The organism is Halobacteriovorax sp. RT-2-3, from assembly GCF_047085075.1.
GTDB lineage: Bacteria > Bdellovibrionota > Bacteriovoracia > Bacteriovoracales > Bacteriovoracaceae > Halobacteriovorax_A.
Map to the genome: position 1 here is coordinate 205,645 of NZ_JBKIYF010000003.1, position 26,995 is coordinate 232,639.

At 36.3% G+C, this 26,995-nt stretch carries 26 protein-coding genes; 4 read left to right on the forward strand and 22 right to left on the reverse strand.

The annotated features are described in order from the left end of the window. Positions 1 to 55 precede the first annotated feature (55 nt). Complete coding sequence (locus ACMAYX_RS11475) at positions 56 to 802, forward strand: hypothetical protein (RefSeq protein WP_103218969.1); 747 nt, start codon at positions 56 to 58, stop codon at positions 800 to 802. Positions 803 to 831: 29 nt separating this feature from the next. Here ACMAYX_RS11475 and ACMAYX_RS11480 read toward each other — a convergent pair whose 3' ends face one another. The 4 genes from ACMAYX_RS11480 to ACMAYX_RS11495 all read right to left on the reverse strand — a co-directional run bounded on the left by ACMAYX_RS11480 (position 832) and on the right by ACMAYX_RS11495 (position 4,853). Further along, positions 832 to 2,754, reverse strand: coding sequence for a serine/threonine protein kinase (locus ACMAYX_RS11480; RefSeq protein WP_412471966.1), 1,923 nt, complete (start codon positions 2,752 to 2,754; stop codon positions 832 to 834). Positions 2,755 to 2,815: 61 nt separating this feature from the next. Beyond that, positions 2,816 to 3,337: a hypothetical protein gene (locus ACMAYX_RS11485; protein WP_103218967.1), complete on the reverse strand. Its 522-nt coding sequence runs from the start codon at positions 3,335 to 3,337 to the stop codon at positions 2,816 to 2,818. Next, a complete protein-coding gene (locus ACMAYX_RS11490; protein WP_103218966.1) occupies positions 3,327 to 4,055 on the reverse strand; it encodes an alpha/beta hydrolase in 729 nt (242 codons plus the stop codon). The genes ACMAYX_RS11485 and ACMAYX_RS11490 overlap by 11 nt, the downstream gene beginning before the upstream one ends. Positions 4,056 to 4,061: 6 nt before the next feature. Continuing rightward, on the reverse strand, positions 4,062 to 4,853 hold the full coding sequence (locus ACMAYX_RS11495; RefSeq protein ID WP_158246935.1) for a GYF domain-containing protein: 792 nt from the start codon (positions 4,851 to 4,853) through the stop codon (positions 4,062 to 4,064). Between the two features lie 164 nt (positions 4,854 to 5,017). On the opposite strand from ACMAYX_RS11495, the gene ACMAYX_RS11500 reads away from it, so the two are divergent. Next, entirely contained in the window at positions 5,018 to 6,625 is a 1,608-nt protein-coding gene (locus tag ACMAYX_RS11500) for a hypothetical protein (RefSeq protein ID WP_412471967.1), read from the forward strand. Here the strand turns inward: ACMAYX_RS11500 and ACMAYX_RS11505 are convergent. Together ACMAYX_RS11505 and ACMAYX_RS11510 are read right to left on the reverse strand one after the other, a co-directional pair. Further along, positions 6,622 to 7,686, reverse strand: a complete 1,065-nt coding sequence (locus ACMAYX_RS11505; RefSeq protein WP_412471968.1) for a Crp/Fnr family transcriptional regulator — start codon at positions 7,684 to 7,686, stop codon at positions 6,622 to 6,624. The genes ACMAYX_RS11500 and ACMAYX_RS11505 overlap by 4 nt on opposite strands. Positions 7,687 to 7,729: 43 nt before the next feature. After that, positions 7,730 to 8,896, reverse strand: coding sequence for a thiolase family protein (locus ACMAYX_RS11510; protein ID WP_103218962.1), 1,167 nt, complete (start codon positions 8,894 to 8,896; stop codon positions 7,730 to 7,732). Positions 8,897 to 9,017: 121 nt separating this feature from the next. Here ACMAYX_RS11510 and ACMAYX_RS11515 point away from each other — a divergent pair, with 121 nt between their 5' ends. Both ACMAYX_RS11515 and ACMAYX_RS11520 read left to right on the forward strand, forming a co-directional pair. Next, positions 9,018 to 9,452 carry a hypothetical protein gene (locus ACMAYX_RS11515; protein ID WP_103218961.1) on the forward strand — a complete coding sequence of 145 codons (435 nt, stop codon included), beginning with the start codon at positions 9,018 to 9,020 and terminating at the stop codon, positions 9,450 to 9,452. Positions 9,453 to 9,546: 94 nt separating this feature from the next. Next, positions 9,547 to 9,888 carry a hypothetical protein gene (locus ACMAYX_RS11520; protein ID WP_103218960.1) on the forward strand — a complete coding sequence of 114 codons (342 nt, stop codon included), beginning with the start codon at positions 9,547 to 9,549 and terminating at the stop codon, positions 9,886 to 9,888. A gap of 38 nt (positions 9,889 to 9,926) precedes the next feature. On the opposite strand, the gene aspA is transcribed toward ACMAYX_RS11520, so the two are convergent. The 16 genes from aspA to ACMAYX_RS11600 all read right to left on the reverse strand — a co-directional run bounded on the left by aspA (position 9,927) and on the right by ACMAYX_RS11600 (position 26,758). Continuing rightward, positions 9,927 to 11,345 carry an aspartate ammonia-lyase gene (gene aspA / locus ACMAYX_RS11525; protein ID WP_103218959.1) on the reverse strand — a complete coding sequence of 473 codons (1,419 nt, stop codon included), beginning with the start codon at positions 11,343 to 11,345 and terminating at the stop codon, positions 9,927 to 9,929. 92 nt (positions 11,346 to 11,437) lie between these two features. Next, on the reverse strand, positions 11,438 to 12,718 hold the full coding sequence (locus tag ACMAYX_RS11530; RefSeq protein WP_412471969.1) for a flagellar hook protein FlgE: 1,281 nt from the start codon (positions 12,716 to 12,718) through the stop codon (positions 11,438 to 11,440). Positions 12,719 to 12,861: 143 nt separating this feature from the next. Then, positions 12,862 to 13,326 carry a TIGR02530 family flagellar biosynthesis protein gene (locus ACMAYX_RS11535; RefSeq protein WP_103218957.1) on the reverse strand — a complete coding sequence of 155 codons (465 nt, stop codon included), beginning with the start codon at positions 13,324 to 13,326 and terminating at the stop codon, positions 12,862 to 12,864. A 10-nt stretch (positions 13,327 to 13,336) separates the two neighbouring features. Further along, positions 13,337 to 14,203, reverse strand: coding sequence for a flagellar hook assembly protein FlgD (locus ACMAYX_RS11540; RefSeq protein ID WP_103218956.1), 867 nt, complete (start codon positions 14,201 to 14,203; stop codon positions 13,337 to 13,339). Further along, positions 14,203 to 15,765, reverse strand: coding sequence for a hypothetical protein (locus tag ACMAYX_RS11545; RefSeq protein ID WP_412471970.1), 1,563 nt, complete (start codon positions 15,763 to 15,765; stop codon positions 14,203 to 14,205). The genes ACMAYX_RS11540 and ACMAYX_RS11545 overlap by 1 nt, the downstream gene beginning before the upstream one ends. An 80-nt stretch (positions 15,766 to 15,845) precedes the next feature. Next, positions 15,846 to 16,379: a hypothetical protein gene (locus tag ACMAYX_RS11550; protein ID WP_103218954.1), complete on the reverse strand. Its 534-nt coding sequence runs from the start codon at positions 16,377 to 16,379 to the stop codon at positions 15,846 to 15,848. Continuing rightward, on the reverse strand, positions 16,380 to 16,838 hold the full coding sequence (locus ACMAYX_RS11555; protein WP_412471971.1) for a flagellar FliJ family protein: 459 nt from the start codon (positions 16,836 to 16,838) through the stop codon (positions 16,380 to 16,382). Positions 16,839 to 16,843: 5 nt separating this feature from the next. Then, entirely contained in the window at positions 16,844 to 18,214 is a 1,371-nt protein-coding gene (locus tag ACMAYX_RS11560) for a FliI/YscN family ATPase (RefSeq protein WP_392990805.1), read from the reverse strand. Then, positions 18,201 to 19,016, reverse strand: coding sequence for a FliH/SctL family protein (locus ACMAYX_RS11565; protein WP_103218951.1), 816 nt, complete (start codon positions 19,014 to 19,016; stop codon positions 18,201 to 18,203). The genes ACMAYX_RS11560 and ACMAYX_RS11565 overlap by 14 nt, the downstream gene beginning before the upstream one ends. Positions 19,017 to 19,036: 20 nt before the next feature. After that, positions 19,037 to 20,068 (reverse strand): flagellar motor switch protein FliG, encoded by a 1,032-nt coding sequence (gene fliG, locus ACMAYX_RS11570; protein ID WP_021266524.1) that lies wholly within the window; start codon positions 20,066 to 20,068, stop codon positions 19,037 to 19,039. A 45-nt stretch (positions 20,069 to 20,113) separates the two neighbouring features. Beyond that, positions 20,114 to 21,775, reverse strand: a complete 1,662-nt coding sequence (fliF, locus tag ACMAYX_RS11575) for a flagellar basal-body MS-ring/collar protein FliF (RefSeq protein ID WP_103218950.1) — start codon at positions 21,773 to 21,775, stop codon at positions 20,114 to 20,116. Between the two features lie 68 nt (positions 21,776 to 21,843). Further along, a complete protein-coding gene (gene fliE, locus ACMAYX_RS11580; RefSeq protein ID WP_199177570.1) occupies positions 21,844 to 22,206 on the reverse strand; it encodes a flagellar hook-basal body complex protein FliE in 363 nt (120 codons plus the stop codon). A gap of 26 nt (positions 22,207 to 22,232) precedes the next feature. After that, entirely contained in the window at positions 22,233 to 22,676 is a 444-nt protein-coding gene (flgC, locus tag ACMAYX_RS11585) for a flagellar basal body rod protein FlgC (RefSeq protein ID WP_412471972.1), read from the reverse strand. Positions 22,677 to 22,690: 14 nt separating this feature from the next. Further along, positions 22,691 to 23,098, reverse strand: a complete 408-nt coding sequence (gene flgB, locus ACMAYX_RS11590) for a flagellar basal body rod protein FlgB (RefSeq protein ID WP_021266076.1) — start codon at positions 23,096 to 23,098, stop codon at positions 22,691 to 22,693. 9 nt (positions 23,099 to 23,107) lie between these two features. Then, positions 23,108 to 24,040, reverse strand: a complete 933-nt coding sequence (locus ACMAYX_RS11595) for a sigma-54-dependent transcriptional regulator (RefSeq protein WP_103218949.1) — start codon at positions 24,038 to 24,040, stop codon at positions 23,108 to 23,110. Between the two features lie 42 nt (positions 24,041 to 24,082). Beyond that, positions 24,083 to 26,758 carry a tetratricopeptide repeat protein gene (locus ACMAYX_RS11600; RefSeq protein WP_103218948.1) on the reverse strand — a complete coding sequence of 892 codons (2,676 nt, stop codon included), beginning with the start codon at positions 26,756 to 26,758 and terminating at the stop codon, positions 24,083 to 24,085. Between the last annotated feature and the right edge of the window lie 237 nt (positions 26,759 to 26,995).

A 26,995-nucleotide genomic window follows, 5' to 3' on the forward strand; every position in this document is an offset into this window, starting at 1 on the left:
CGTATGCTCGACTAATTCGATAATATTTTGCAATAGGACACACAGAGGGGACATAATGCAACGCCAGATTGGTTTTATTAAAAATCAGAATCAAATTATTATCAGAGATTTAAATAGCAACACAAAAAGCAAGATTGCTGACGTGTCAGAAGTATCTGAAGAGAAATTTGACTGCATCTTTTATTCTCCTGAATTATTAGAAGAAGAGGTTGTCCATAACTTTCTAAAGAAAGAATCAAAGTACACTCCACTACATGAAGGAAATAATTTTTTTGAAAGCTCTGAACAATTTGAAGCAGAATCAAACGATAAACTAAAACAAGTATTTGATAAGATTTCAAGTAACTGGATTTTGCAAAATAATATTGTTCTACTAGAAGAGCTATTCGAAGTAGTGGATCACCTAAAAGCTCTATGGCCAAATGATAGAACTGCCTTTTTCGAAGAACTGTGGCATATTTTCAAAATCAACCTAGGTGCTAATAATCTAAAGCTTATCTATAATGATATCGAAGACGTTTCAAAAAATAGCGATAAAAAGGCACTCGTTCACATAACGATTGATGGGGACAAAAAACCAAACCCAGTTAAGGGAAAAGAATTTGAAGCAAAGTTAATGAAACACTTTGAAGAAGAATTCGTAAATGCTTTTCAAATTGTAGAATACAGTGAAGAAAAGGGTGAATTAACTATTTGTGGAAATATTCTAAAGAGTCCATTTATTATTATGGCCAATATTGGTCAAATAACAAAGCTTCAAGAGTCAGTTCTTGCAACACTAATTAAAGCATTATCAAGATAAAAAAAGGCCCGCTAAGCGGGCCTTTTTTTTTATAATAATTTACAAAGATCGACGACCTTGGAATTTTGAATTTCGAAACTTACCTTATGTGGTACAGAGCTCTTTGCATCCTTAATAATGACTTCATATTCCTTTGGAACACTATCACCTTGTGGACTTATTCCAGTTGCAAATGGAATCCCTGGAACAAAGCGGATAGGTAATCTCTCTTCTCTTTGCTCTCCAAAAAGTTCAAAACTGATCGTTCCCTTTAAACAAGCAGAACTTGTTTGTAGATATCCAAAGTATGCTTTTGGCATCGATTCAACTTGAATATTACGAGACTCTCCATCCTGAATTGAAATATCTTGGACAATGAAGTGCTCACGCCCTGTCTTCTCTACACGAACAGTTAATAGTTCATTTGCATTTACTTTTATACGATTTAAAACATCAACACTTTGTTCAGATCCATTGATATAAAGTTTATCTTTATTTCGACTGAAGTTCTTAAGCGTTATCGTTCCACGCTGGTTACTTGTAGGCTCACGCTTTGTTTTAGCCTTTGGCTCTACTGTCGTTGCAACCTCAGTTGGAGTTGTTGATGAATTTTTCAAGAAAGGAATATGATCCTTAGCAAAGTAAACTCCAGCAGCAATTGCTGCCACAGAGGCAACATGAATGAAGTAGTTCTTTTTCTTTGCTTCAACTTTCTTCTTTTTCTTAATTCGCTTGATCTTAGTACTAGCACTAGTCTTATTAGAGCGAATATCAATCTTATTAATTTTTGTTTTTGATGACTTTGAAGCCATATCAAGTTTAGGTAATGAACCTTCTACTTGAATATCTGTTTGTTCATCAATATCAAGTTCAAAAAGTGCCTCTTTTTCTTTTCTCTTCTTAGCTACAGATGGTTGAGTTGCATCAACACTTTCATCACTACTGTAAGGCTTACCTTCTGTTTCATTTTTATAATCTTTAATATATGGGCCAAGCTCAATCTGACCAAATTCATACATTCTTTCACGGTCAACTTTAATCTCATCTTTGAATAACTCTTTAGCAAAGTATGAAAGATCTGAAGAGTTGAAGTCTGGATAAGTTGAGTATAAGAACTTATTTAAAGCTCGAGCAAACTCTTCAAGAGATTGGTAACGCTTGTTACGATCTTTATGAAGGGCCTTTAAAATAATCTTATCAAGTTCTTTTGGAACCATTGGGTTAATTGATGAAGGTACAGGAATTTTACATTCTTGAATCTTCTTTAATACCGCTAGATCATTTGAAGCTTTGAAAAGCTTTCTAGAACATAGCATTTCCCATAATGTAATTGCTGTAGCAAATAGATCGTAACGTGGATCAAGATCTAAACCATCTAAGTATTCAGGAGCAAGGTATGATAACTTACCTTTAATAGTTCCCGCCTGAGTCGCTTCAGAGTTAGTTTCAGACTTTGCAATACCAAAGTCGATTACCTTTACTGAGCCATCAAAAGTTAACATGATATTATGAGGTGAAATATCACGGTGAATAATATTTGCAGGTTTCCCTGTTAGTTTATCAGTGAATGTGTGAGCGTAGTGAAGGCCTTGGGCTGCTTGAATCGTAATAAAAGCTGAGATTTCAACAGGAAAGACATAGTTATGTTCTTTAAGTTTATCGATATATTGCTTTAAGTTTCTACCATCACAATATTCCATCGCAACAAAAAGCTGACCATTATGAAAACCATAGTCATAGGTCTGAACGATATTTGGATGTAATAATCCAAATGTCGTCTTAATTTCATCCATGAACATAGTTTGAAATGCTTCGTCAGATGAAAATTGTGGCTGAACCATCTTGATTGCTACAATTTTATCGGCTTGCTCCCCCAGAAAGCGAGCTCGACAAATTTTGGCCATACCACCATCAACTAGGTGATCTAGAATAAGGTATCGACCAAATCTATCAAATTTCTTTTCTTCACTCATTACTAAAGCTCCTCGAATTTTTATCGGAACTTCAGAGTGCAAACTTTAGATAAGTTTTTGACTAAAAATGCAGAGTTTTCACTCTATAATTTGGAAAATGAATCTTTAAGTCACCGATATCAGATGTAGCACAAAGTGTTTTACTCTTGTATAACGACAAAAAGAATTTATTGAAGTCTGGATGGTTTGCAATGGCAAGATCAAAGTCATTAGTTACGACAGGCTGAAGCTCTTTCGATAAAACTTGATTATAAAACATTGCATGAGAAATTCGGTCAGAGTCTAAACTAAATGTGATAGCAACATAGACATCCTTACACTCTTTAAGGCGTCTTGACTCACCTTCAGAAAACCATTGCCAAAACGGAGAGCTTGGCTCGATTTTAGTTAAGAAAACATCATACATTAAATTAAGCTCTGAATACCAAGAGAGGCGTTGAAACTTCAAAGGATCATTCCAAGGCTTACCACCAGCAGTACCACCCTTGATAATAGATTCTCCGCCTTTGACAAAGTTCTTTGTCATATTTCCGCAAGAAGTTAATAAAACCAGGGCAAAAAGAGCTAAAATTTTAGTTTTCATGTATCCAATTATAAGTTTCTTTGAAAATAATGTCTTGTTTTTTTATGGTCTTTACAGAATTAAACTCAGGGATTTCAACCTCTTCTCTAAATTCACTCATAATTGTCTCAAAGATAATACTGTCTTTATTACTACTAAAGATTAAGTTTCGACATTGCATGAAATAGACGTTCAATTGAACTTTTTTCAAGATTTGGTTAAGAACAACTAGAGTCTTCTTTGTTACAAAGTTATTGGCCGTTAAGTCATTGCTTTGCTTTGATAGCTTAATATGAGAGCGTGACAAGAAATTTGGTTGCCATGGTATTTTAGATATTAATTCATTTTTTAAGTTCTTATTATATTCAGTTCTAATTTTAGGATTTAAGAATATATTACCTTTTACATTATCAAATAGCGTGGAATAAAAAAGAGAGATTAATGCACCTTGATTAACGGCCAGAGTATAAATCTCCTCACCTTGCGCAAGTTTACTATGTTGATATAGTTCATTTAAAAAATTCTTAACGTGATTAATACTTTCAAAGTGTCCACGTGTGCCAGAACTTAGGCCATGGCCAATATAATCAAAACAAACAACATTCACCCCTTCTTCCACAAGCAAGGGAATTAAACTATCGTAAGTATAGTGGCCTCCGCCAATATCATGAAAAAGAATGAGGGTTTTTGCTTCCTCATTACCTGAATGATACTCACGAATATAAATCGAAGTATCCATCTTCAATTAACCGATATAGCTTTTAATCGAGCTTTCAGCTTCGTCTGAGAGATTAACAAATCGGAGAGCAAAACCTTGGTTCTCATTAAGATGTCTTACTACTAGGCCCGAGGCAATAAAGTGGTAATCAGTATTTTCAGGGTGAACATTTAATGTGACCTCATCACCTACATTAAATGGAAAATTCGAAACAAGAACTTGCATTCCACCAATTGAGATGTCGCGGCAAACTCCTTCAAATACTTGTTGAGAATCATGAAAGAACATACGAGCAACAAATGGTTTTCTTTGATTTAATCTTCTTTCATCATCTGTAATTAATGGAGGAACAGTCCCCATTACCTTCTTAGCAATTGGTGTTTCTGCTAAGAAAACCCATTCGTTTTCACCAGGTATATAAGCAAGAGTTTTTTCATTAATACGATTTTGCTGATAAGCCTTTTGTAAATCAATTACACTAAACGGCCCATACTCAACTTCTTCCATTCCTCGATCAAGACCAATTTTAATCGTAATTATTTTTTCATCATCTTTGATATCATCCCATGAATAAAGAACGACGTGCTGATCATCAATGACAGGAGGCATATCGAGCTCTGGAGGAAGTTCATCCATTACACGCTTATTTAATAAGTGTCCTAGCTCAGTTGCTTCTGAAATAAGTTTCCAATTATCAAATCCTTTAGTCCAAACATAGCTATCAGGTGTCAGCTTTCCTTTTCCAAATAGGACTTCAACCTCTTCCAATTCAACAGGTCCTACTCTTTCACCTTTTTCAACGTAATACCATTGTGCCATTTTCTTCTCCATTTGATTTGCACTTCCTATTTTAACCTGTTGATATCATTAACAAAATTAATGAAAAATATTGCCCCTAAGAAGCATCAAATGGGAATAATACTTTAGTAAAAAAGGCTGAATTATATTTAAGTTTTAGTTTTTCTTAACCGAAGAGTTAATTGATGAAAAAGATCTTACTTGTTTTGACATTATTATTCATGGCCTCTTGTGCGAAAGAAGAATTTGCGACTCGCAAGAATTCTGACTCATTTGGAACTGATCCAACTCAGACAGTAAACAGTGAAATGTGTTCTAAGTTTACTTATATTAGGCCACCTGTTGACCTACTCTTTGTTTGGGATAACTCAAGAAGTACCAGCTTTATTAGTAGCCAGACTAAAACGGCACTAAATAATGTTGTAAACAATATTGCGGATCGATTCGATTACCAGGTTCTTATGGCGCCTCTTATTGGTTCAGGAAATAATGAAACTTATTTCTTTTCTCGCTCAGGAATTAATCCTTCAGGAGTAACAACGATATCTCGTTACGCCGCTTCAAATGTCATCTCAAACTTCAGTGGTGCAACAGGAACAGAGGAAGCTGGACTTACTCGTATTAGAGACCTTGTAAAATTAAATCAATTAAATGGTGCCCTTAGAAAAGGTGCTCATACAATTATTGTGATCATGTCTAACGAGGATGATAACTCTTGGGTTCCTTCTGGTTCAGGTGTTTCAGGGAGACATCCAATCGGAGAAAGGTATATGAAAGGGATTTCTCATGATCTCCTTTGTATGCGTGGTAATTACAATGGCTCACTCTATGATCAATCTGTCTTTAGTAACGAAGAAAAAGCAATGTTTGGAATCACTCGTACGACTTATGCTACTTTTAATAGAACATGTAGTAATGTCGGAAACTACGAACTCGACTCATCAATGATGAGATTCATTTCTCTAGCTCCATCTGTTCAGCCTAGCTCTTACAATTGTCCGCAAATTAGCAAAGGTGAATTGAATTATTACTATCATAAAGCTAGTGATTTAATTTATAATCAACCATATAGTAATATAACAGGTAGTAATCCATATCCATTTCCACGTTCTAGTAATTCATACAACGGATTTGGCTACAACGATAATATTAACGTATGTACTCAGAGTAACTTCAATAATATTTTTGACCACGTAAACAATTCAATTGTTGATGCAATTCTTAAACACAAATACAACTACTGGAAAGTAGCAGAGCCAGGTGCTCTTATTGACACAAGTTCTCTAATTATCACAAAGTATGTAAGAGGAAGCTCTCAAGCTGGAACACCAATTCTTGAAGGAATGAGCAATGGCTATACTTATATTGGTGAGAGAGGAAACTTTGCAACTAGATACTCTCCTTCAGTTGGAGAAGAACACTCTGGCCACATTATTCGCTTAAATGGAAATGCAATTGTGGAATATCCAGAATGTTTAGTTGTAAGCTATCAAACACCACAAAACTTTTATGGTTACGTAAAACTTAATAGTAAGCCTGTTGAAAGTTCGATTACTCTTAAGATTAATGGGCAGACTATTAATAAGAGTTCGACAAATGGATGGCAATTAATGAAATCAGGATCTAATCCTGCTTATTATTCAAACTTCAATATTAAGGTGACAAGTCCAACAGATGACACTCCAGCGACACCTGTTATGAACGAAACTGGTTACTTCTTAAAACTTTATGGAAATGCTGTTTATAGTGATGGTGCCAATGTTGAAGTAAACTTCTATCCAACTGGAAACTAATAACTATTACCGGCCTTTTCTTCATTTAAACGTTGCCAAGCAACTTGAAAGATTAGGCCCGGTAAAATTTTAATCAATTTATCCATATCAACAACATTAGTCATATTACCTTTGTCATCCACGAAAATATCTTCCACAATTCCCGCTAATATTGCAGGACGAATATCTTCAGCGTTAACAATCGCTTCACCTTCTCTAAGCTCAGCAATAACTGCAGATAAATCGGCAGAAGACTTTCCTTTAGTAATACCTTTTGCAAGAAGTTGATTCTTCATACGAGAAAGAATTAGATTGCACTTCTTCGTTGTTTTTATTTTCTTATCATCTGTTTTTATTTTTTCAGCATTAACAAAAGCTACAATACTTCGAAGATTTTCAAGATTAGGTATTTTGACAAGCTTCGGTTGCCCATCCTTGTCATCTTCCATAACAATTAAACCTTCTCTTTTTAAAAGTTCTATCATCTCTTCAAATTTAATTTCAGAAACACCAAAGATATCGAATAGGTAATAACGAATTGAACTTATATGAATTCGATGAGCACCATCCTCACCTTTTTGTGCGTGTACTTTTGATGATAGATAAATCCCTGCAAGAATTCTTAGTACATCTGTTGTGTGAAAGAAGACATACTCGCCAACTTTACCATCTTTACCGAAACCAACAGAATTAGTCTCAAGTGCTTTTACACGATCATTCGTCTTTCTCAAACGTTCAGCAAGAGTATTAACGATTGTTTTAAACCATGGATTAAGACCCTGCATTGTTTTATCGAATGCAGAAAATGTAACGCGAACAACATCTGTAGGAACAATGGCAGCAGCAGAACAACTTCTTCTTGATCCCTTATCATCAAAATAGGCCATCTCACCAATAACTTCACCAGCACGAAGGATTGCAATTTCAACAAAGCCCTGTCCTTTTGGAATATAGAGTCTTATCTGTCCTTTTTGAATAATATAAAGAGAATCCGCTGGATCGTTTTGGTTGAAAAGAACTTCACCTGCTTTGAATCGAACGATACCAGATTTGTGTTGTTTTTGTGTTTGAGCTTGGGCCATCCATAGTCCTACTAAAAAGCAGGACTACGAAAGTCCTGCAAATTTATTTAATTTTTTCTAATATCAATGATAACGCCTCACCGCCACCGATGCAAATAGAGGCCAAACCGTACTTTGCATTTTGGTTTTTCATAGCAGTCATAAGTGTTACCACAATACGAGTACCAGAAGTTCCAATTGGGTGACCAAGTGATACACCAGAACCATAGATATTAAGTTTTGCGTGATCAATTCCCATTTCTGCCATCGCTGCCATTGGAACAGCTGCGAAAGCTTCATTGATTTCAAAAACATCAATATCTGAAAGTTTTAGTCCAGTTTTCTCAAGGTTCTTCTTCATTGCTTCAATTGGAGCAGTTGTAAACCAAGTTGGCGCTTGAGCGTGAGATGCCCAACCAACGATTTTAAATTCTGCTTGGTCTTTATATTCTTCACCTGCAAGAACAACAGCAGCAGCACCATCATTAATAGTTGATGCGTTAGCAGCAGTAATTGTTCCATCTTTTTTGAAAGCTGGTCTTAGACCAGGAATCTTATCAAACTTAGCCTTGAATGGTCCTTCGTCTTCAGAAACAACTACGTCACCTTTACGACCTTTGATTGTTACTGGAGCGATTTCATCTTTAAAAATCCCAGCTTCGATTGCAGCTTGAGCTCTTTTAAAAGACTCAATTGAATAAGCATCTTGTGCTTCTCTTGTTAGGTTATATTTTTCAGTACACTCTTCTGCACAATTTCCCATTGCTTGGTCAGAATAAACATCCCAAAGTCCATCCCATTGCATAGCATCTTTAACTTCTGCTGCACCAAATTTTGCAACACCAGTTCTAGAGTTCATAAGCAAGTGAGGAGCTTGTGACATATTTTCCATACCACCAGCAACAACAACTTGATTGTCACCTGTCATAATTGACTGAGCACCAGAGATAATTGTCTTCATCCCCGATCCACAAACTTTGTTAATTGTTGTACATGGAGTTGCTTCGCTTAGACCTGCAAAGATTGCGGCCTGACGAGCTGGAGCTTGTCCAACACCTGCCTGAACAACGTTCCCCATAAATACTTCATCAACCTTATCTTTTGCGATTCCCGCTTTTTCAACTGCAGCTTCAATTGCCGTTGCACCTAAGCGAGTTGCTCCAACTTCTGCAAGTGAGCTTAAGAAACTTCCACTTGGTGTTCTAGCACCAGAAAGAATATAAACACTCATTATTTACTCCTTTTTATTTAGTCTTATTTAAAGTCCAGATATATTGACACACAAACAGTGGCTTGTTAATTATCTTCTACTTCTATATAGATTTTCGTAGCGTTAAAAAAGGATATTGCGAATGCTTTCAAGAACAAACGGGCCATTTTTAATTGATCTTCCAAATGAGTGGGCAGATTCTGTACTTGAACTTCTTCAAGATACGTATCGCAACGAGTTATTTGATGCTAATAAAGTTTTTGAAGTCTATGGAAGATTGCACAAAGGTGAAGTTCTAGTAATTGCTTCTCTTGTGGACACATCAAACCAAGCAGCTGCTGCTACAACATACTTTGCCTCAATGGATCTAGAAGAAAACGGTGACCACACTAAGCTTCTAGAAGGATTAGTGGATTCAATCGGTGCCTTCTTTGATCAATTCTTTGCAGACGAAAACTGGGATGATTACCAGGATATGTGGAAAGAAGAAACTTTCAAAGGTACGCAACTATACTGCAAAGTGACAAGAGAGAATGTTGGCCTAACAATCCAGGCCGATAGACTACTAAACCAGTAACACGTCGCACCTATAGCTTTACCCTCGTTAACTTGCCAGAGCCTCTAATCTCTAATAGCATTTTTATATAAATATTCATTAGAGAGGGATTTTTATGAAAAAGCTATTATGTTTAGCGCTGCTACTTTTTTTAACTCAAAAGATTTGGGCACAAGAAGAAAGACACCGCACAGTGGAAGGCCAAATTAATTGGGGACCTTTTGTTAATTGTGAAATTTATAATAATTCACATAGGTTTATGACTGTTCTTGATTATCAATACACGATTACATACACGAATGGATTTCAAAGAACTTTTAACTACCGTTGCCAACATGGTTGCAACGTTAGAAGCTTTGATTTCACAAGGTTCTCGGGGCCAACAAATCATCCAAATATCATGGCGGCAACTTGTCGTGCCCATGTTTTTAAAGAAAGAAGAAATCGTCGTAATTAATATAGCGAAAAAGAAAGCCTCCGAAATGGAGGCTTTTTTTATTTGAATAATTTTGCTCTGTACTTAGGCTTAATTAAATTTTCAACTGAAAGAATCTCATCTAATTCTTCTTCTGAAAGTAACTTCTTCTCAAGAACTAATTCTCGAATTGATTTCCCCGTCTTTACGGCCTCTTTTCCAATAACGTCACCCATGTGGTGGCCAATAAATGGATTTAAATATGTAATGATTCCAACTGAGTTTAAAACCATATTTGTTGTATGCTCTTCATTAGCTGTAATCCCTTCAACGCACTTCTCTTTTAATGTCGTAGCAGCATGACTAAGAAGATCAACTGATTCAAATAGAGATTGAGCAATAACTGGCTCCATTACATTAAGTTGCAGTTGTCCTGCTTCAGCGGCCATTGTAATAGTCATATCATTTCCAATAACTTTGAAACAAACCTGATTTACAACTTCTGGAATAACTGGGTTTACCTTTGCTGGCATAATAGATGATCCGGCCTGGAGCTCAGGAAGATTGATTTCATTAAACCCACAACGTGGACCTGAAGAAAGAAGTCTTAGATCATTACAAATCTTTGAAAGTTTAACCGCTGTTCTTTTTAAAGACCCAGAGATCATGACATAAGCACCACAATCTGATGTTGCCTCAATTAAGTTTTCCGATTTTACAAAACTTTCTTCTGTAAATTTTGAAAGAAAACCGATGGCAAGATCAGAATAACGATCGTGAGCATTTAGTCCTGTTCCAATTGCTGTCGCACCTAAGTTAACTTCTAAAACAAGGTCACGACAACGAGAAAGAGAGCGCACTTCTTCACGAAGATTAACTGCCCATGAGTGAAACTCATCTCCTAATGACATAGGAACAGCATCCTGTAATTGTGTTCTCCCCATTTTTAAAACTTTTTCAAACTCAACTCCCTTCTTTTCAAAACTATCTGATAGCTCTTGAATTCGCTCAATTACTTTAGTCATATAAAAGAAAACTGCGACACGAAAACCAGTTGGATAAGCATCGTTTGTTGATTGAGATTTATTTACGTGATCGTTTGGATTTAAGACACTATAATCGCCACGTTTATGTCCATTCATTTCAAGAGCAACGTTAGCAATAACCTCGTTAGTATTCATATTTACCGAAGTACCAGCTCCGCCTTGAAAGACATCTGATGGAAAGTATTTTAAGTAATCATCAAGGTTTGCTAGGATTTCATCACAAGCGCTAATAATCATATCGCACTTATCATCTTCCATTGTACCAATTTCTTTATTAGCAGCTGCTGCTGCCTTTTTAGTAAGAACCATCCCCTTAACAAAATTAGGGTAGTCTCCAATTTTTGCATTTGATATTTGAAAATTATTTAGGGCCCTTTGCGTATGGATTCCATAAAGCATTTCATTATCTATTTCTAATTGTCCGAGTAAATCTTCTTCAATTCTTGTCTTCATAAAATTCTCCAATAATAGAAGTATTTAAGCACAAGAACATAAAAAAGGCCCTCAAAAGAGGGCCTTAAAAGCATAGGAGTATGAGTTATTTATTAACCCTTGATTCTGAAGACCTCTTGCATCATTTTATCTGCTGTAGAGATCGTCTTAGCATTAGCTTGGAAGTTTCTTTGAGACGTCATTAGGTTAACGAACTCATTTGCAATATCAACGTTTGAAAGTTCGATCGACTTTGAAAGAACTTGTCCACGTCCTGCTTCACCTGGTTTCCCCATTGCTGGTTGACCAGAGTTTTTAGATTCTTTAAAAAGGTTTTTCCCCATTTTGAAAAGACCTTCGTTATTATCAAATTTTGCAATAGCGATTTGAGCGATATCTCTTGTTTCACCATTGTCATAAACTGCAGTAAGGATACCATCATCGTTGAACGATAGAGATCCAAGAGTAGCAGCTGATGCACCATCTTGAGTGTGTCTAGCAACTGCAGACCCTGAACCATACTGAGTTGAAGCATCAGTACCATCTCCACCTTCAGAGATTGATTCACCCCATGAGAATTCAATTTTTTGACCTTGTTGTGCACCTTTATTGAAGTTGAAAGCATTTGAAGACTCTACTTCTTCTTGAAGCTGACCTTTGTCGTTGAAGATAAGTTGACCTTGTGCCATTTCAACCATAGTTCCTGCTTCACCACCTTGAGCATCAGCACCGTCAACCATTGCACGGTAAGTCCAGTTATTATCAGCAGTCTTATTATAATAAACAGTAATTAATCTAGCTGTACCTACGTTATCGTATACAGTCATTGAAGAAGAAAAGTTTGAAGTTTCTTCCGGATTATTTGGATCAAATTGCTTAACAGAAGCTCTTGAGTCTAAGTTCATAGAAAGCTTAACTCTTTCAGTTGCTTGAGCTGGAATCGTTGTGTTTCCTAACTTAATCTCACCTTCTTTATTTGTAAGTGTTCCATCTTCATTTGATTTGAAACCAATTACTTTATATCCATCACCGTTAACAAGCTCACCGTCTTTGTTAAAGTGCATTGAACCATCTCTAGAGTATCCATTTCCGAATGGAGCTTTCACCTTGAAGAATCCATCACCTTGAATAGCAAGGTCAGTGATCGACTCAGTTCTTGCAACATCACCTTGAGTCATGATTGGCTTAATGTGAGCTAGCTTTGTACCAGCACCGAACTGATCTCCACCTTCGATCCCTTTTAGAGAGACTGCAAGTACATCTTGAAATTCAGCTCTAGAAGCTTTAAAACCATGTGTCCCAGCGTTTGAGATGTTGTCTGAAACAACGTTCATTCCCGCTCCAGAAGCGCTTAAACCAGATACACCAATGTTAAATGACCTTAAAATACTCATTCGTCCCTCCTAGACTAAAACTAAATCTAAACTGCTCTGTTAGATCCAGATCTAAAAACGACTAAATGGAATAAAGATTTTTAAAGATGTGTTTACAACGACAGGCAAACACGAAGCTTCCGTTAGGACCAGCTAATTAAATCTTAAACCAATACAGTCGAATCAATTTTTGTAAATACGTTACTCTCTATACTTCCCTTATCAATGGCCGTTACCACCTTCTTGGCCGGTACATCCACGATATAGGCTGCTTTATCTGTAATTACTAAAGAATCCTTTCCACCCTTACTTTGAAGTTTTTGAAAAGCATCCTTAAGTTTAAAAAACTCGTTACTATCAATATCAATATTTCGCTCTTGCAATCTCTTCGCTGCATGAGTCGAAAGTTGAATTCCGTGTTCTCTTTGAGTTTGCGCTAACTGATCTAACTGATGCGCTTTATTGATCTTCTCATTTGAGATCTGCTCATTTAAAAGATTTTTAAATTCTGATTGAGCAGCTTCGTTTCCACCAACATTACCAAGACGGTTACGAAGATCAACTTTCTTCGAACCAGGAATCTGGCTTACATTTGGAATATGAAAATTTGAAATATCTTTAGTTCCCATTTATTTCCAATTATTGGTTAGCGGAATTGTTAATATTATTATAGTTTTGTGCCGCCCTCTTTTGCAACGCGGCAATATTTTTATCGTTCACTTCTGAACCTGTATTAGAAGCTAGTTTGAAGCTATCAACATCACGTAAGAAAACTTTTTTTCCATTTTCTAATGTGAAAATTGTCTCTCCGTTTTCAAAATCAACACCATTAACAACACCAGTCGATTTTGTTTCACCCTTAAATTTATTCATGTCCTTATCAAAGGCCCAAACTTCAAGTGTGTAATCACCTTTTGCAGCTCTTGTATTATCAAGTTGACGGCCATTCCAAGCAAGAGTGTGTTGTCCTCTTCCAAGATTTTCTGCTTCAACCTTTCCAATTAACTGGCGATTTTTATCATAGATATTAACCATAACATTCTTAGCTTCTTTATCTAAGAAAAATGGAACATCTTTTTTATACGATTGGCCATCATAACTAACTGAGGCACCTTTCGTTAAAATTTCTTTTCCTAAGAAACTAGCACCGAAAAACTTGAGCTCTTGAGGGTCATTCTTACCCATTTTATCGAGCTTAGCATTCATATTTGTCATCTGCTCTAATTGAGAGAATTGTGCAAGGTCAGCAGATAGCTGTTTTTGATCCATCGGCTTCATTGGATCTTGATTTGTAAGCTGGTGAGAAAGAAGCTTTAAGAAACCATCTTGGCCCATTTTATTGTGCTCTTTTTCATCAACAAACTTTTGATCAACAATATCATTACCAGCAATACGGTTTAGTTGCTCACCAACCGATTCACCTCGACTATTGCCCTTTGTTTGACGTGGGCCCATACCGATTTGTGAAAATGAATTTCTCTGTTGTGGTTTTCCAATTTCTGGCATTATGCACCTATGCGTTCGCTATACTCTTGCCATCTTCTTTGACGGCCTTCTCTTGTATCTTGAAAACTATCAAATGCAAAAGAATCTTCACTATCTAATTGTCTCGCATATTCAGACTCATTTCCACTCATTTTTGAAGAGGAGATTTTGTCCGCTTGCCTTTCACTATTACGCTTTTCATTCTTAAAGCTTTTAGATTGTGAAGCAGTATCGCTCATTTGACCAGACGTGGCCGTATGGATCTTAAAGTCAGCTACTCTGATTCCTTTCATATCAAGATTTTTAAGTAGCTTAACTTCGTTTTCCTTAAAGAATTCTTTCGCTTCAATTGTTGAAGCTTCAATATTTAATGCAATCATACCATTAGCGTCTTTATTGGCCGTTACATTAAAATGTCCAAGTTCATTATGCTTTACAAGAACTTGTAGAGACTTACTATTTTCAATTCGATTCATTTCGATATAGTTAGTCACTTCTTTAATCATTTGATCAGCATTCGTTACGTTTGAAAGATCAAGAACTTCTGGTGCTTTCGCAAGATTGATTTCAGCTTTAAAATCATTTGCTGTATTCGAATTTCCAAGTGCACCAATTAAATTATTTTGAACCTGTTGTGGTGCTCTTCTATCACCTTTTGCTGTAATATCTGATGAAAAGTCTTCAACCTTAACTTCATTTTTCATACGAATAATTGAGTTATTCTTCTGTGATGCTTCTTTTGTAAACTTATTCATATGTAAGCTATTTGAAGCTTTCATTTCATTTGCAGGTTGATTATTTAATACTTGGCGATTAGCAATAAAATCTGCACTACTCGTCAACTGATTACTTTGTAAACTAGGTGCTTTCTTACCTTTAAGTAGGTTTGTTGGTGCCATTCTTAAAAGATTCGTGTTTTCACGAGGAGCTTCAACTTCTCTATCTGGTGAAACTTGCGCTGTTTCAATAATTGCTTGTGTGTGCTTACCTAGTAGAGCATTAGTCTTAACACCATTTGAAGCTAGTTTTGGTGCTTGCTTGTTTTCAGTTGAATTTTCTAATTTTGAGTTAACAAGTGTTGTTTTTGCTTTTTGTAATTCAACAATATTCTTTGTTCCAAGAATATTATCAATATCACTGTGCTTACCAACTGGTCTATTCTCTACTGTACTTGCTGAGCTTAAAGTTGAAATTAAAGATGTCGGTGTTGAGTGTTTGGCCATGGCCTTTGCAATCTTTGGACTATTTGAATCTTTAATTAGCGAGCTAGTATTTGCTTTTCCCTCTTTAAGAAGCTCTCTTACTTCTTGATGAGTGATTTTTTCGTTAACTGGATTTTTAAGATTATGCTTTTGCGATTTTGACACTAATCCCTTGGCCACATTCGTAGTCAGAAGTGATTCTTGTCCTTTGGACTCCCCACCATGAAGAAGTTTACTAAACTCTTCTTTTTGTCCTTTAGAAAGCTTCTTATTGGCATGACTAGAAAGCAGGTTATCGAGAGAAACAGTTTTCGCACTAGTCTGCGACTGCTCCTTCATCCCCTTTGCTTTTAAGTTATGTCCAAGTAAGTTTTTAAGCATTATTCTTTGTCCCTTTTTTTAACGCCTTGCAATATCTTTACATAAATTCACAAAAAAATTAACCATGGAAAAGTTTACCCCTACTTCTTCATCGTCATGTATTGCTTTTGTAAACGCGCTGAAACTTCTTTATCCATCATGTTAAAGATCTTCGAAACCTTTACAGGATCGAGCTCTCCGAGAATCTTGATTGAGATAGAAGGATCTTGCTGAGAAAGTAGATTTGCCGCTGTCTGAGGCCTCATATTAGAAACAACATCAACCATGTGAATAACACGCTTTTGTTCATCAGAATCTTTCTTATCAAGACATGATAGGAAATTTGTTTGGTAAGTTTTAAATTCCTTAATTCGACCTTCAAGTTCTTTTTGATTAACAACAACTTGTTCTTGTTGATTCTTTAAGGCCTTTTCACGAATTGCCAACTCTTCTTCCTTTTTAAGAAGCTCTTTTGAGAATTCAATCAACTTTGAACGCCCTATTTTTTTCATTTTCTTCTCTAAGGCAACTTCAAGTGCCTTATCAAACTCTTCTTGTGAATATATTTTCTTCTCTTCTGCAATAGCTGAAAGTGAAGATGAAATAATCAAAACTAAAAGTAATAACCTTTTCATTTAAGCTTCCCCGGCCAATTTTTGAGCATGCCTTTTTGCCATCATTAATTCATCAATCGCTTCTTGGCGCTTCTTCTCAATGACCCTATTTTGTTCTGTTTCAAATTCATTTTTTAAATTATCAATTACTTTAACTTCACCTTTTGCAACAGAAAGCTCTTTTACTTTCTCTTGATACTGTCTTTGAACTGCGTGTAATTGATTTTCTAAGACTTTTATTTCGTCTCTTTTTGATTGAATAAACATTGGAAAAAATTGAGCATTCCTTCCCGATGTATATGTATCAAAGAAAGCCTCTTGGGCTTTATAAGTTTCTTCAATATCGAGGTTACATTTTGCAATAGCTTCGTTTAAACGGCCTTTTTCGATATTAATCTGCCCTAATTCAAGTTTAATTTTTTGTTCCCTGAATTCTCTTAGTTTTAATAAGCCTTGTAGTTTAAACTTTTCTCTACGCAATTATATTACTCCTCATATGAGTTATAAGCTTCTTCTGCATACTTTGCGAGTCCAACCATCGAATCATATAGTTCATCAATTGATTGATAATGGTCCTCACCTTGCATTTGTTTTAGTAGATCATTTAGTTGATCAATGATAATCATCGCCTTATCAACCTTAGGGTTTGAACCTTTTGAATAAGCTCCAACGTTAATTAGATCTTCGTTATCTCGATAAGCTGACATAAGATCTCGCATATGTCCTGCGACTACTCTATGTTCGCTAGAAACAACTTTATTCATTACCCTTGATAATGACTGTAAAACATCAATTGCAGGAAATTGGTTTTTTGATGCAAGAGCACGAGATAAAATAATGTGTCCATCACTGATCCCCCTTACGGCATCAGCAATCGGCTCATCCATATCTCCCCCTTCAACAAGAACAGTATAGATCCCAGTAATGGTACCAGCGTCAGCTTTTGTTCCCGCGCGCTCCATTAATTTTGGAAGCTGTGCAAATACAGTTGGAGTGTATCCCTTTTGACCTGGAGGATCTCCAGCACTTAAAGAAATTTCACGAGAGGCCATAGCAAAACGTGTAATCGAATCCATCATTAAGAGAACATCTTGATTTTGATCTCTAAAATATTCTGCAAATGTTGTAGCAACATAAGCGGCCTTCATACGAATAAGTGCAGAAGTATCAGAAGTTGCAACTACAACGATTGATTTCTTTAAACCTTCTTCACCTAAGTCATGTTCGATAAATTCACGAACCTCACGGCCACGCTCTCCAATTAGAGCGATAATATTAACATCAGCTGATGACTTTTGCGCAACCATACCAAGTGTTACTGACTTACCAACACCAGAACCGGCCATAATAGCTAAACGTTGTCCTTTTCCAGCTGTCATAAAAGCATTAATTGCATTAACACCAGTATCTAGCATTTCACAAATTGGTGGACGCTCTAATGGATTAATAGACTCACCAAAAATAGATCTCACTTCATTAGATCTTTTAATCGGGCCCTTTCCATCGATTGGGTTTCCTTGGAAGTCGATAACACGACCTAGATATTGCTCTCCAACGTTAACCTTTGTAACAAGCTCTTTTAAGTATACTTTTGTTTCTGAGTTAATCCCTGCGATTTCAGAATAAGGCATTGTTAAACATTTTGGGCCATCGATTGAAACGACCTCTCCAAGACAACGATCACCAAATTCAGTAACAAACTCGACGTTTGAACCAATAACGGCACGTGATAGGTTTACTTCATAAAGCATACCCTTTGATGCACAAACCTTCCCTACTTTTTGGTAAGGAGTTGCGTATTCATATGCCTTATGAATTGCTTCAAGGTCTAATGTTGAAAAATTATTGTGATTCATCCGAGTCGTCCTCTGAACTTGCTAAGCCTACTGCTTCAAATAACTTATCTAGACTATCAAGTTGAGTCTTTAAGCTACCATTGACAATACCGTTTTGAGATTCAACGACAATACCAGGTGCCTCGATATCAAAGTCAATTTCGACACGAGTGTTAGTAAGCTCTCCAAGTTTTGCTTGAACAACTTCTAAAACCTCTGGCATTTGTTCGAAATGCTTTTCATTGACTCTAATAAGAAGGTTTTCTTTTGTTTGTGCTTCGACAATAAGCTTTTCGAGAAGACGAATAATATATTCCCCATCATCTTTAAGCTCTTTTAAAACAATCCACTTTGCGATTGTTCTAAGTAGTGTATATGTTTGCATTTTCTGTGCAGAAAGAAGTCCTACTTGAGTACTAAGAACTTCTGAAACCATATCGTTTAAAAGAAGAATCTTCTCTTCCGCTGCTCCAGCAAGTTCAACCTTAACTTCTTCACGTCCTTGCTCTCGTCCAAGCTCTAACCCTTCACGATAAGCGTCCTCTTTAACAGCTTCAACTTGACGGGCCACTTCTTCTTGTACGGCCCTAGCAAAATCATCTTCTTCCTGTGCTCGCACACCTCTATGCTCGTGAACAATTGGATTTAAGTCAAAACCAGTATCTTTGGCCATTTGTCTTTCAACGCGAATAATCTTTTGCTTCTCTTCGATTTCACGAATCGACATTCCTTCGAAATCTTGAAACTCAAAATCCTCAACACTAGAGTTCAGAGGTTTTTGAGAGAAAGAGTGAAATTCATATTCTTTTACTTCACGAGTCATACTAAGCTACTAACCTTATCTTATACAAGGGCATCGCCATCTCCACCACGTGAGATAAACGCCTTACCTTGTTGTTCAAGTTCTTTACATTTGTGAACGATCTCTGCTTGAGCTTTTTCAACATCAGAAAGTTTTGTCGGTCCAAGAGCATCCAAATCTTCCTGTAGAAGAGTTGCTGCACGGTTAGACATATTTCTAAACAGCTTCGCTTTAATTTCTTCAGGTGCCGTTTTAAGAGCAATAACAAGTTTTTGCTGATCAACTTCTTTAAGAAGTGCTTGAATACCACGATCATCAACATAGACAAGGTCTTCGAAAACAAACATGAGCTTACGAATTTCTTCTGCAAGTTCTGGGTCTTTTTCCTCAACTCGTCCCATAATATTCTTCTCAGAATTCTTATCCATAAGGTTAAGCATATCTGCGATAGGTTCAACACCACCAAGTTGATTTGTATCAATTGTTCCAAGTGTAGAAAGTTCAGTCTTAAGAACATCATCAAGTTGTGCAATAAGTTCAGGAGAAACGAAGTCAAGGTTTGCTACCCTTAATACAACTTCGGCCTGAAGTCCCTCAGGAAGACGTCTTAGGACATCAACCTTACGCTCTGCTGATAAGTGAGCAATAATAAGCGCAATTGTTTGTGGGTGCTCATTAATTAGGAAGTTAGCAAGTGTTCTAGTATCAACTAGCTCCAGTGATTCTAGTGTCTGATTGGCACCAACATCAATGATTTGACCAAGAAGTTGCTTAGCACGATCTTCACCAAGAGCATTAACAATAAAGTCACGAGATGAGTTATCAGAGAAAAGTAGATCATTTTCTTCGTTTAGTTCAGAGTAGAACTCCTCTAAAACACGCTTGATCATCCAAATTGGCGCCTTCTTAACATTAGACATCGCATTGATAAGACGTTTTACGTCGTTATCGCGCATATGTGCGAATATAAGTTGCGTCGTACTCACACCAAGAGAACTAAGCAGAAGTGCTGCTTTGTCCTGTCCTGATAGTAGCGAGTATTCTACATCTGGGTCTAATGATTGATCGGCCACTTTTCTCTCCTCTTCCTTAAAGGGCTCTATTATTTACTATTCTCATTACGCAATCTGCTTATCAGATTCCGTACTATGAATCATATCATGCACAATCTGTGCCGCTTTTGCAGGGTTTCCTTCAACCAGTGAAATAATCTTCTCACGTAGCATATTCCCTTCAATTTTCTCTGGATTAAGCTTTTCTTCAATCTGTGGAAGAGCATCCTCAAGTCCAGGTAGTTTTTGATTTGCTTGAACCTTTTCTAGTTCTTCTAGAGTTCTTGGTAAGAAATCTTCAACAGTTTCTACTGCGTTGTCTGTTACCCACTGGATAAACGGACGAACAACTACAAAGAAGAATAGTGAGATCGTTAAACCAATTGCAAGATACTTGAAGATATTCTTGATTAACTCTCTATTTTCACGCTCACGCATAAGAGCATCAATGGCCTCAAGATCTTCTTGTTGAAACTCCATATTCTTAATTGTGATAACATCACCACGACGGTTATCAATACCTAGAGTTGAAGCAACGATCGCTTGAAAATTTGCAATATCAGCTTCCGACCATGGCTCATACTTAGTAACCGTCTTACCATCTAACGATTGTGTTACACGTTTACCGTCAACCATTACTGCAGCAGAGATTTTTCTAACAGATGCAGTTGGTGATTTTGAACGAGTAACTTTCTTTGGAACATTATAGTTACGAGTTGCTAGTTCTTTTTTAACGTCATTTCTTGTCTCTGGAACACCTGGTTGAGGCTGCTCTCCAGGTAGATTTGAACGTGCTCCAGGAATACCTTGTGGAGAAGGACGTGAGCCTTGAAGGTTTTGAGTATTTGTTACTTCAGAGAGAACTGCCTTATTTTCAGAATCGTAAGTTGTTTGAGTCGATACACTTTCAGTAAAGTCCATATCAACAGAAACTTTAGCAATTACCTTTCCTGCACCTACTACTCTAGTTAAAATATCTTCAATTTGTTTTTCATACTTTCTATTTAATTTAGACTCAAGAGCAAGACGATTTGCAGTATTAGCAGTCATAGCATCACCGATATTTTCAGAAAGCTTCTTTCCTCTGTGATCTAAGATGACAACACCTTCTCCTCTCATTCCTTCTACAGATGAAGCAACAAGTGAAGAAATACCTTTAATCTCTTGTTCTGTTAGAGTAACACCACGGTTTAGCTCAAGAACAACTGAGGCCGTTGGTGGTTTCTTCTCAGATACAAACGGAGAAGATTCAGGAATATTTAAGTGAACACGTGCTCTTTTAACACCTCTTAGGTGCTTAATTGTCTTAATTAGCTCACCTTCAAGTGCTCTTTGCTTATTTACTTTTTGAACAAATGAAGTTGTACCAAAAGATTGATTATCAAATACTTCATATCCTACTGTTCCAGAAAATGAAAAACCAGAAGTCATCATTTTAAGACGGACAGTTTCAATCATATCTTCAGGGATACTAATTGTTTTACCATCTGCAGATGTCTTCTTCTCAACATTGTTCTGACTTAAGAAGACTTCAACTTTAGTCATATCTTCTTTGTTAAGATCAGAGTAAAGAACTTTATAGTTAGTATGAGTGGCCCAAAGGACAACACCTAGTAGGAAGACTAGAATAACCCCAGTAACAGCAAAGAGAGAAATCTTCTTTCCTGCATCAAGTTCTCCGTAGAACTCTTTGAAGTTTCTAAGCATTTTATCGAAAAAATCTTTCACGTATCCTCCTGACACCTGAAACTCTTAATTCATCCTAAACTAAGAGATCATTAACAACTAGTTATTAACTAGACTTGCATTCTCATTACTTCTTTATAAGCATCAATTACTTTGTTACGAACTTGGTTCATTGTCTTAAAAGCAATTTCAGCTCTTTCAACAGCTAGCATTGTTTCGTGGATATTCTTACTTTCACCACTTACTAATTTTTCAATAGCTGTGTTAGCTTCTTTTTGTAAATTGTTAACATCCATGATCTGATTTGCTAAAAGTTCAGAAAAAGACTGACTCTTCTCAGATGGAGTAACCTTAGATAGCTCATCGAAGCCCTCTAATTTAAATTCTTCCGCGCCACCAGTTGGACTAGTCCACTCGCGCATTTTATGTGAGTTAAAGACGTCATTCATTGTAGTAATATTATTGATCGCCATGGTTTAACCCCTTTCCTTTATACTTCTTAGTTTCCACTTCCAATTTCAAGCGCTTTCATCGCCATACTCTTAGTCGTATTCATTACGTTAATATTTGCTTCATAACTTCTTGAAGCTGAAATCATGTCTGCCATCTCTTCCATTACATTAATATTTGGATAGGCAACATACCCTTGCTCATTTGCATCAGGGTGATTTGGTTCATATTTTAAGATTGGTGTTTTATCGCTCGAAACAACTTCTGTTGCATGAACAGATTGTGCTACTTCGCCCATCTCACCTTCTAAAATATCAGAAAAGCTTTCACGAGCTGGCTCGCTTCCAAAAGCAACTTCTTTCTTACGATATGGACCACCTTCGGCCGTTCTTGTCGTCTGGGCATTTGCAATATTTGAAGAAATCGCGGCCATGCGCTTCTTATTTGCAGCAACACCTGATGAACTAATTTTTAAACTCGTTAGTAAATCCATTATCTCCCCCTACTCTATTTTTCAGAGTTAATTGTATATTTCAGCATCCCAAGTTTCTTATTCAGTAACTTTACCGATGCATCATACAAAATTTTATTTTCTGCCATTTTGGCCATTTCAGCGTCTCTGTCGACAGTATTCCCGTCTTCAGAGACGATTCCATTTGGATCATCATAAATTTCAGGTTGAAGATTTTCAAAACCACCATTGCCAACGTCAAAGTGTTTCTCTTCAGAGGTCAACATTTCAAGATTCCCATCAACGTCTAAAGCTCTTGCAAGTGCTTCTTCAAAGTCAACTCGCTTTGCTTTATAGCCAGGTGTATCTGCATTAGCGATATTCGAAGTTAAGACCTCATGTCGGATCTGCCTTAAATTCAAAGATGCAGCTAGTGCTTTTAATGTCTTATCCTCAACCCTCATGATGAAACCTTATCTTAAGTTAACAAAGTATGAGTTTCCGTCTCCACGGTACTCATTGATTTTGTTTCTTAGTGTTCTAATTGAAACACCAAGAATCTTTGCAGCTTGAGTTCTGTTTTCAGAAGTATGGATAAGTGCCTTCTTGATAAGTAGCTTTTCAGCTTCTTTAAGAGACATTAGTCTGATTCCTTCTGAATCATCTTCAGAGATAACATTTACTGCTTTCTTCTCACCGATCTCAAGGTGTTCAGCTGAAACTTCATCTCCTTCAAAGTTTGCAAGAGCATTTTCAATTACTGCCTTAAGTTCTTTTACATTGTGAGTCCAGTAGTGAGAAAGAATCTTATTCATAGCATCGTCTTGAACGCTAACTTCTGCACCACCAAGAGTAGTTTTGATAATATTTTTTGCGATGTACTCGAGGTCACCTACTCTCTCTCTAAGTGGAGTTAGAGTGATTGAGTTAGATGAAATGAAAGTATATAGTCCACGGTAAAAACGACCTGCACCAACAAGCTTAGATAAGTTCTTAGTTGTTGTAGCAACCATTCTTACATCAATTTCATAATCAGTTAATTCACCAAGAATCTTGTGAAGCTTCTTTTGAAAAGTATCTTCTAGACCATCAACATTAACTAGAACAACAGTTCCACCGTTAGCGTTTTCGAATGCACCTTTAATGAAACGTCCTGTTTCTGGGTCTCTATAACCTAAGATCTCATTCTCAACTTGGTTTGCTTCTGCTGCGCAGTCTACAGTTACAAATGGCTTTCCCTGTCTTGTTGAATTTTCATGGATAAAACCAGCTAGTGTCTTCTTACCAACACCTGCTTCACCAACGATAAGTACTGGTGCTTTTGTAACAGCAACATTGTTTGCAACTTTGAGTGCTTTAACAATTTTAGGATCTTGTCCGAAAATTTCTGCTGTAAACGTATTCATCTGACCTCCTGTCTGTCATTGCCCGATCCGTGGGCTAAAATTTTATAGTGTACGTTTTTTCAAGTTAATTAATGTCAGCTCTGTCCTGGCCAACTCTTTCAGATAATCTTTAGCTTCACTATCTGAAAGTATTTCATTTAATAACTTTTCCCCAGTTGTGAAATCATTCATTCTTAGGCTTTCCTTTCCTAATAAGAACTTCACACGGTTTTTATAAAGAGAAGTTTTATACTCATTTAAGAATGTTCTTGCCTCATCTGCAGCAATCTTATCTGTATTCTTAAATAGGATTTCAATTCTTTGGTAATTTACTCTTTCTCTTAATCCCTCAACAACTGTATCAGCGATCTGGAATGAGCTAGCATCTTTTAGAAGTGCAGTTGATACCTTCAGGTATTTATCGAACTTCTTACTCTCATAGATTGATTCAAGGTAAAACTGGATTGAGTCAACAAGGTCTTTAGCATCAATTGAATTTGCATTTGTTCCACTTGCGTAGAATTTCTCATACTCTTTTTCAGCTTTTGAAAACTCTCCTCTCTTATAGTGAGCTAGAGCTTTATAGAATGTGATCTTTTCGAATCCTGGGTAATCTTTTTCTGTACTCGCGATAATACGATCTACTGAAGAGTAATTTTTTAGCTTTAGATTTCTTAGAATTTGTAGCTCGTTTTTATACAAGTCCAATTTCTTAACTTCCTTGCGAGAAACCCATAGAGGGAAAGTATGAGCAGTTTCCTTTTTGCTCGCTATCATTTTCTCATACATTTTTTGAAATCCGTCCCACAGTGTAAGATTTATATACGATTTCGCGATAATAAATTGTATTTCAGGGTCTGCACCGATCTTAGCAAAATAAGTATCTTTGTAGATTTCCCAAGCGCGGATAGCACGAGCAAATTTTCCTTCATCAAAGTTAGACTTAATGATCCCGTACACAATTTCTGCACCATCAGCTTCAAAAACCTTCTTTTCACTAATTTTCATTCCTGCAATAGGTAGAGCTGTTAAGAAAGTCAGGGCCTCTTCATACTGTCCATCAACAATGAACGTTCTTAAACGAGTTTGCCAAAGTAGCATTTCGAGTTCTTTATTAAGTTTCTTATCAGTACCCTTATCAAGGAAAACTCTTGTTTCAATATCTTTTGAATCAGGCTTAAACTTTCTAATTGTACGAAGACCTACATAACGAATACGGGCCTCAAGGCTCACTTCTTGGTTTTGAGCTCTATTAATTGCATTCTTATAAAGCTCTAGTACTTCATTCTTTGGACGATCCTGTAGATCAGCAATAAGGGCCATACGAAGTCTTGCTTGAGCCGCTTCACTCACATATGAATATTTAGCGATGAAAGTATCGTAAATTCTAAATGCTTTTTCATATTGAGAAGTTCTAAAGTAAGCTTCAGCTGCGTTATAGTAGATTGACGGTAGGTATTCACCCTTAGTAGTTTTTGCAAAGTTCTCGTAAGCATCAATCACTTTTTCTTCATCATTTTGTCTCAGATAAGTGTACATCTCGTACGCTTTAAGCTTTTGCTTAGAAATGATCTTAACTAATGTCTTATCTTGAATTAAATTTTCTACTTTCTCAACTTGATTAAGGTTTGCAAGAGAAGAAAGAATATACTCTCCCATATACTCTAATTCTTCATAATCAAAATTTTCTTTTGCATCACTAAAGAATCTCTTTGCATACTTAAGGGCCTTAACGAAGTCTTTCTTTTCACGGTAAAACTGTACTAAGTATTTATAAATACCTTTTCTTAAGTCATAAACATCAGTTCTTTCAAGAATATTTGTGTACATTGAAACAGCAGTATCAACTGGCTTAATATCACCTTTTTCTAGTGTTTCTCTTAAAAGAGCATTTGCTTTCATGTAGTCATTGTATGGATTATATGACTTTGGAAATTTCTTCTCATAAAGCTTAATCGACTTATACATAAGTCCCCACTTACCTTTTCTATAAAGATTAAGTGTCAGTTGCATATGAGCTTCTTGTTCGTTCTTATTGTAATCAAAGTTCTTAATTGGAAAGAAGTATTCTGCAGTTTTTCTATTCGTTAAAATTTGTGTCTTTAGCTCTGGTGCAAGTGCTTGATAATCCCAGATAAAAGAGGCTCCATATCTAAAGTCACGATATGGATTCGTTTTTTTAGAAGGAGCCTTTTTAACAACATTTTTTCTAACTTTCTTCGGAGCTGGCTTTGCAGCGGAAGCTTTTTTTACAAATTTTGGAGTTGATTCTTGGGCCGAAGCTTCATTCTTTTTCACAAGTGTTGAAACATCTTTAATTGCGGCTTGCTTATTGCTTACGGCACCGTCTTTCCAGAAGTCGACAAAGTAAGCACGATCACGATTTTTATAGAATGAGAAAACCTCTACATCCTTCTTTAACATTAATGTAATCGTGAAAACATTATTTCCAGACGTTGGCTCAGTGTATGAGATTGTCTTGATATACTTAGAAGAAGAGAAGTTCTTCAGCCCATCTTTTACCTTAGAGTAAACATCACCATCTAAAGTCGAAAATGATACCTCTGTGCTTGATTTCGTTACATTAACTAGTTTCTTATCAATAAAAAACTTAACGCGTAGAAAGTCATTATGAGCTTCTGGAGTAACAATTGTTGCTGATGCGATATTTAGGAAGGCCGTACAAAATACAAGTACGATAAAAGATAATAAATTTTTTGAATTAAAATCTATCTTCATTTGGTAGAAACTTCCTGTTTCAAATTTAATAACGTCAATTATTTGGCAATTTCTTCGTCCTAAAGCATGCCGTGAATTCATTTTACAATATTTTGAAATATTTCAAAGGAAAATTTTTCTCATAGGACGATTTTTCCATGTCAAAGATTTTACATTACAGAATATTAGGCATTTAAAAAGCCGACTGTGAAAGTCGGCTTAAGTATTGGTGTCATAATGGCTTTGTTAAGTAGAAAT

Coding starts and splice junctions, on each gene's coding strand:
- ACMAYX_RS11475 (WP_103218969.1), top strand. CDS start 56: ATGCAACGCCAGATTGGTTTTATTAAAAATCAGAATCAAATTATTATC.
- ACMAYX_RS11480 (WP_412471966.1), bottom strand. CDS start 2,754: ATGAGTGAAGAAAAGAAATTTGATAGATTTGGTCGATACCTTATTCTA.
- ACMAYX_RS11485 (WP_103218967.1), bottom strand. CDS start 3,337: ATGAAAACTAAAATTTTAGCTCTTTTTGCCCTGGTTTTATTAACTTCT.
- ACMAYX_RS11490 (WP_103218966.1), bottom strand. CDS start 4,055: ATGGATACTTCGATTTATATTCGTGAGTATCATTCAGGTAATGAGGAA.
- ACMAYX_RS11495 (WP_158246935.1), bottom strand. CDS start 4,853: ATGGCACAATGGTATTACGTTGAAAAAGGTGAAAGAGTAGGACCTGTT.
- ACMAYX_RS11500 (WP_412471967.1), top strand. CDS start 5,018: ATGAAAAAGATCTTACTTGTTTTGACATTATTATTCATGGCCTCTTGT.
- ACMAYX_RS11505 (WP_412471968.1), bottom strand. CDS start 7,686: ATGGCCCAAGCTCAAACACAAAAACAACACAAATCTGGTATCGTTCGA.
- ACMAYX_RS11510 (WP_103218962.1), bottom strand. CDS start 8,896: ATGAGTGTTTATATTCTTTCTGGTGCTAGAACACCAAGTGGAAGTTTC.
- ACMAYX_RS11515 (WP_103218961.1), top strand. CDS start 9,018: ATGCTTTCAAGAACAAACGGGCCATTTTTAATTGATCTTCCAAATGAG.
- ACMAYX_RS11520 (WP_103218960.1), top strand. CDS start 9,547: ATGAAAAAGCTATTATGTTTAGCGCTGCTACTTTTTTTAACTCAAAAG.
- aspA (WP_103218959.1), bottom strand. CDS start 11,345: ATGAAGACAAGAATTGAAGAAGATTTACTCGGACAATTAGAAATAGAT.
- ACMAYX_RS11530 (WP_412471969.1), bottom strand. CDS start 12,718: ATGAGTATTTTAAGGTCATTTAACATTGGTGTATCTGGTTTAAGCGCT.
- ACMAYX_RS11535 (WP_103218957.1), bottom strand. CDS start 13,326: ATGGGAACTAAAGATATTTCAAATTTTCATATTCCAAATGTAAGCCAG.
- ACMAYX_RS11540 (WP_103218956.1), bottom strand. CDS start 14,203: ATGCCAGAAATTGGAAAACCACAACAGAGAAATTCATTTTCACAAATC.
- ACMAYX_RS11545 (WP_412471970.1), bottom strand. CDS start 15,765: ATGCTTAAAAACTTACTTGGACATAACTTAAAAGCAAAGGGGATGAAG.
- ACMAYX_RS11550 (WP_103218954.1), bottom strand. CDS start 16,379: ATGAAAAGGTTATTACTTTTAGTTTTGATTATTTCATCTTCACTTTCA.
- ACMAYX_RS11560 (WP_392990805.1), bottom strand. CDS start 18,214: ATGAATCACAATAATTTTTCAACATTAGACCTTGAAGCAATTCATAAG.
- ACMAYX_RS11565 (WP_103218951.1), bottom strand. CDS start 19,016: ATGACTCGTGAAGTAAAAGAATATGAATTTCACTCTTTCTCTCAAAAA.
- fliE (WP_199177570.1), bottom strand. CDS start 22,206: ATGGCGATCAATAATATTACTACAATGAATGACGTCTTTAACTCACAT.
- flgC (WP_412471972.1), bottom strand. CDS start 22,676: ATGGATTTACTAACGAGTTTAAAAATTAGTTCATCAGGTGTTGCTGCA.
- flgB (WP_021266076.1), bottom strand. CDS start 23,098: ATGAGGGTTGAGGATAAGACATTAAAAGCACTAGCTGCATCTTTGAAT.
- ACMAYX_RS11595 (WP_103218949.1), bottom strand. CDS start 24,040: ATGAATACGTTTACAGCAGAAATTTTCGGACAAGATCCTAAAATTGTT.
- ACMAYX_RS11600 (WP_103218948.1), bottom strand. CDS start 26,758: ATGAAGATAGATTTTAATTCAAAAAATTTATTATCTTTTATCGTACTT.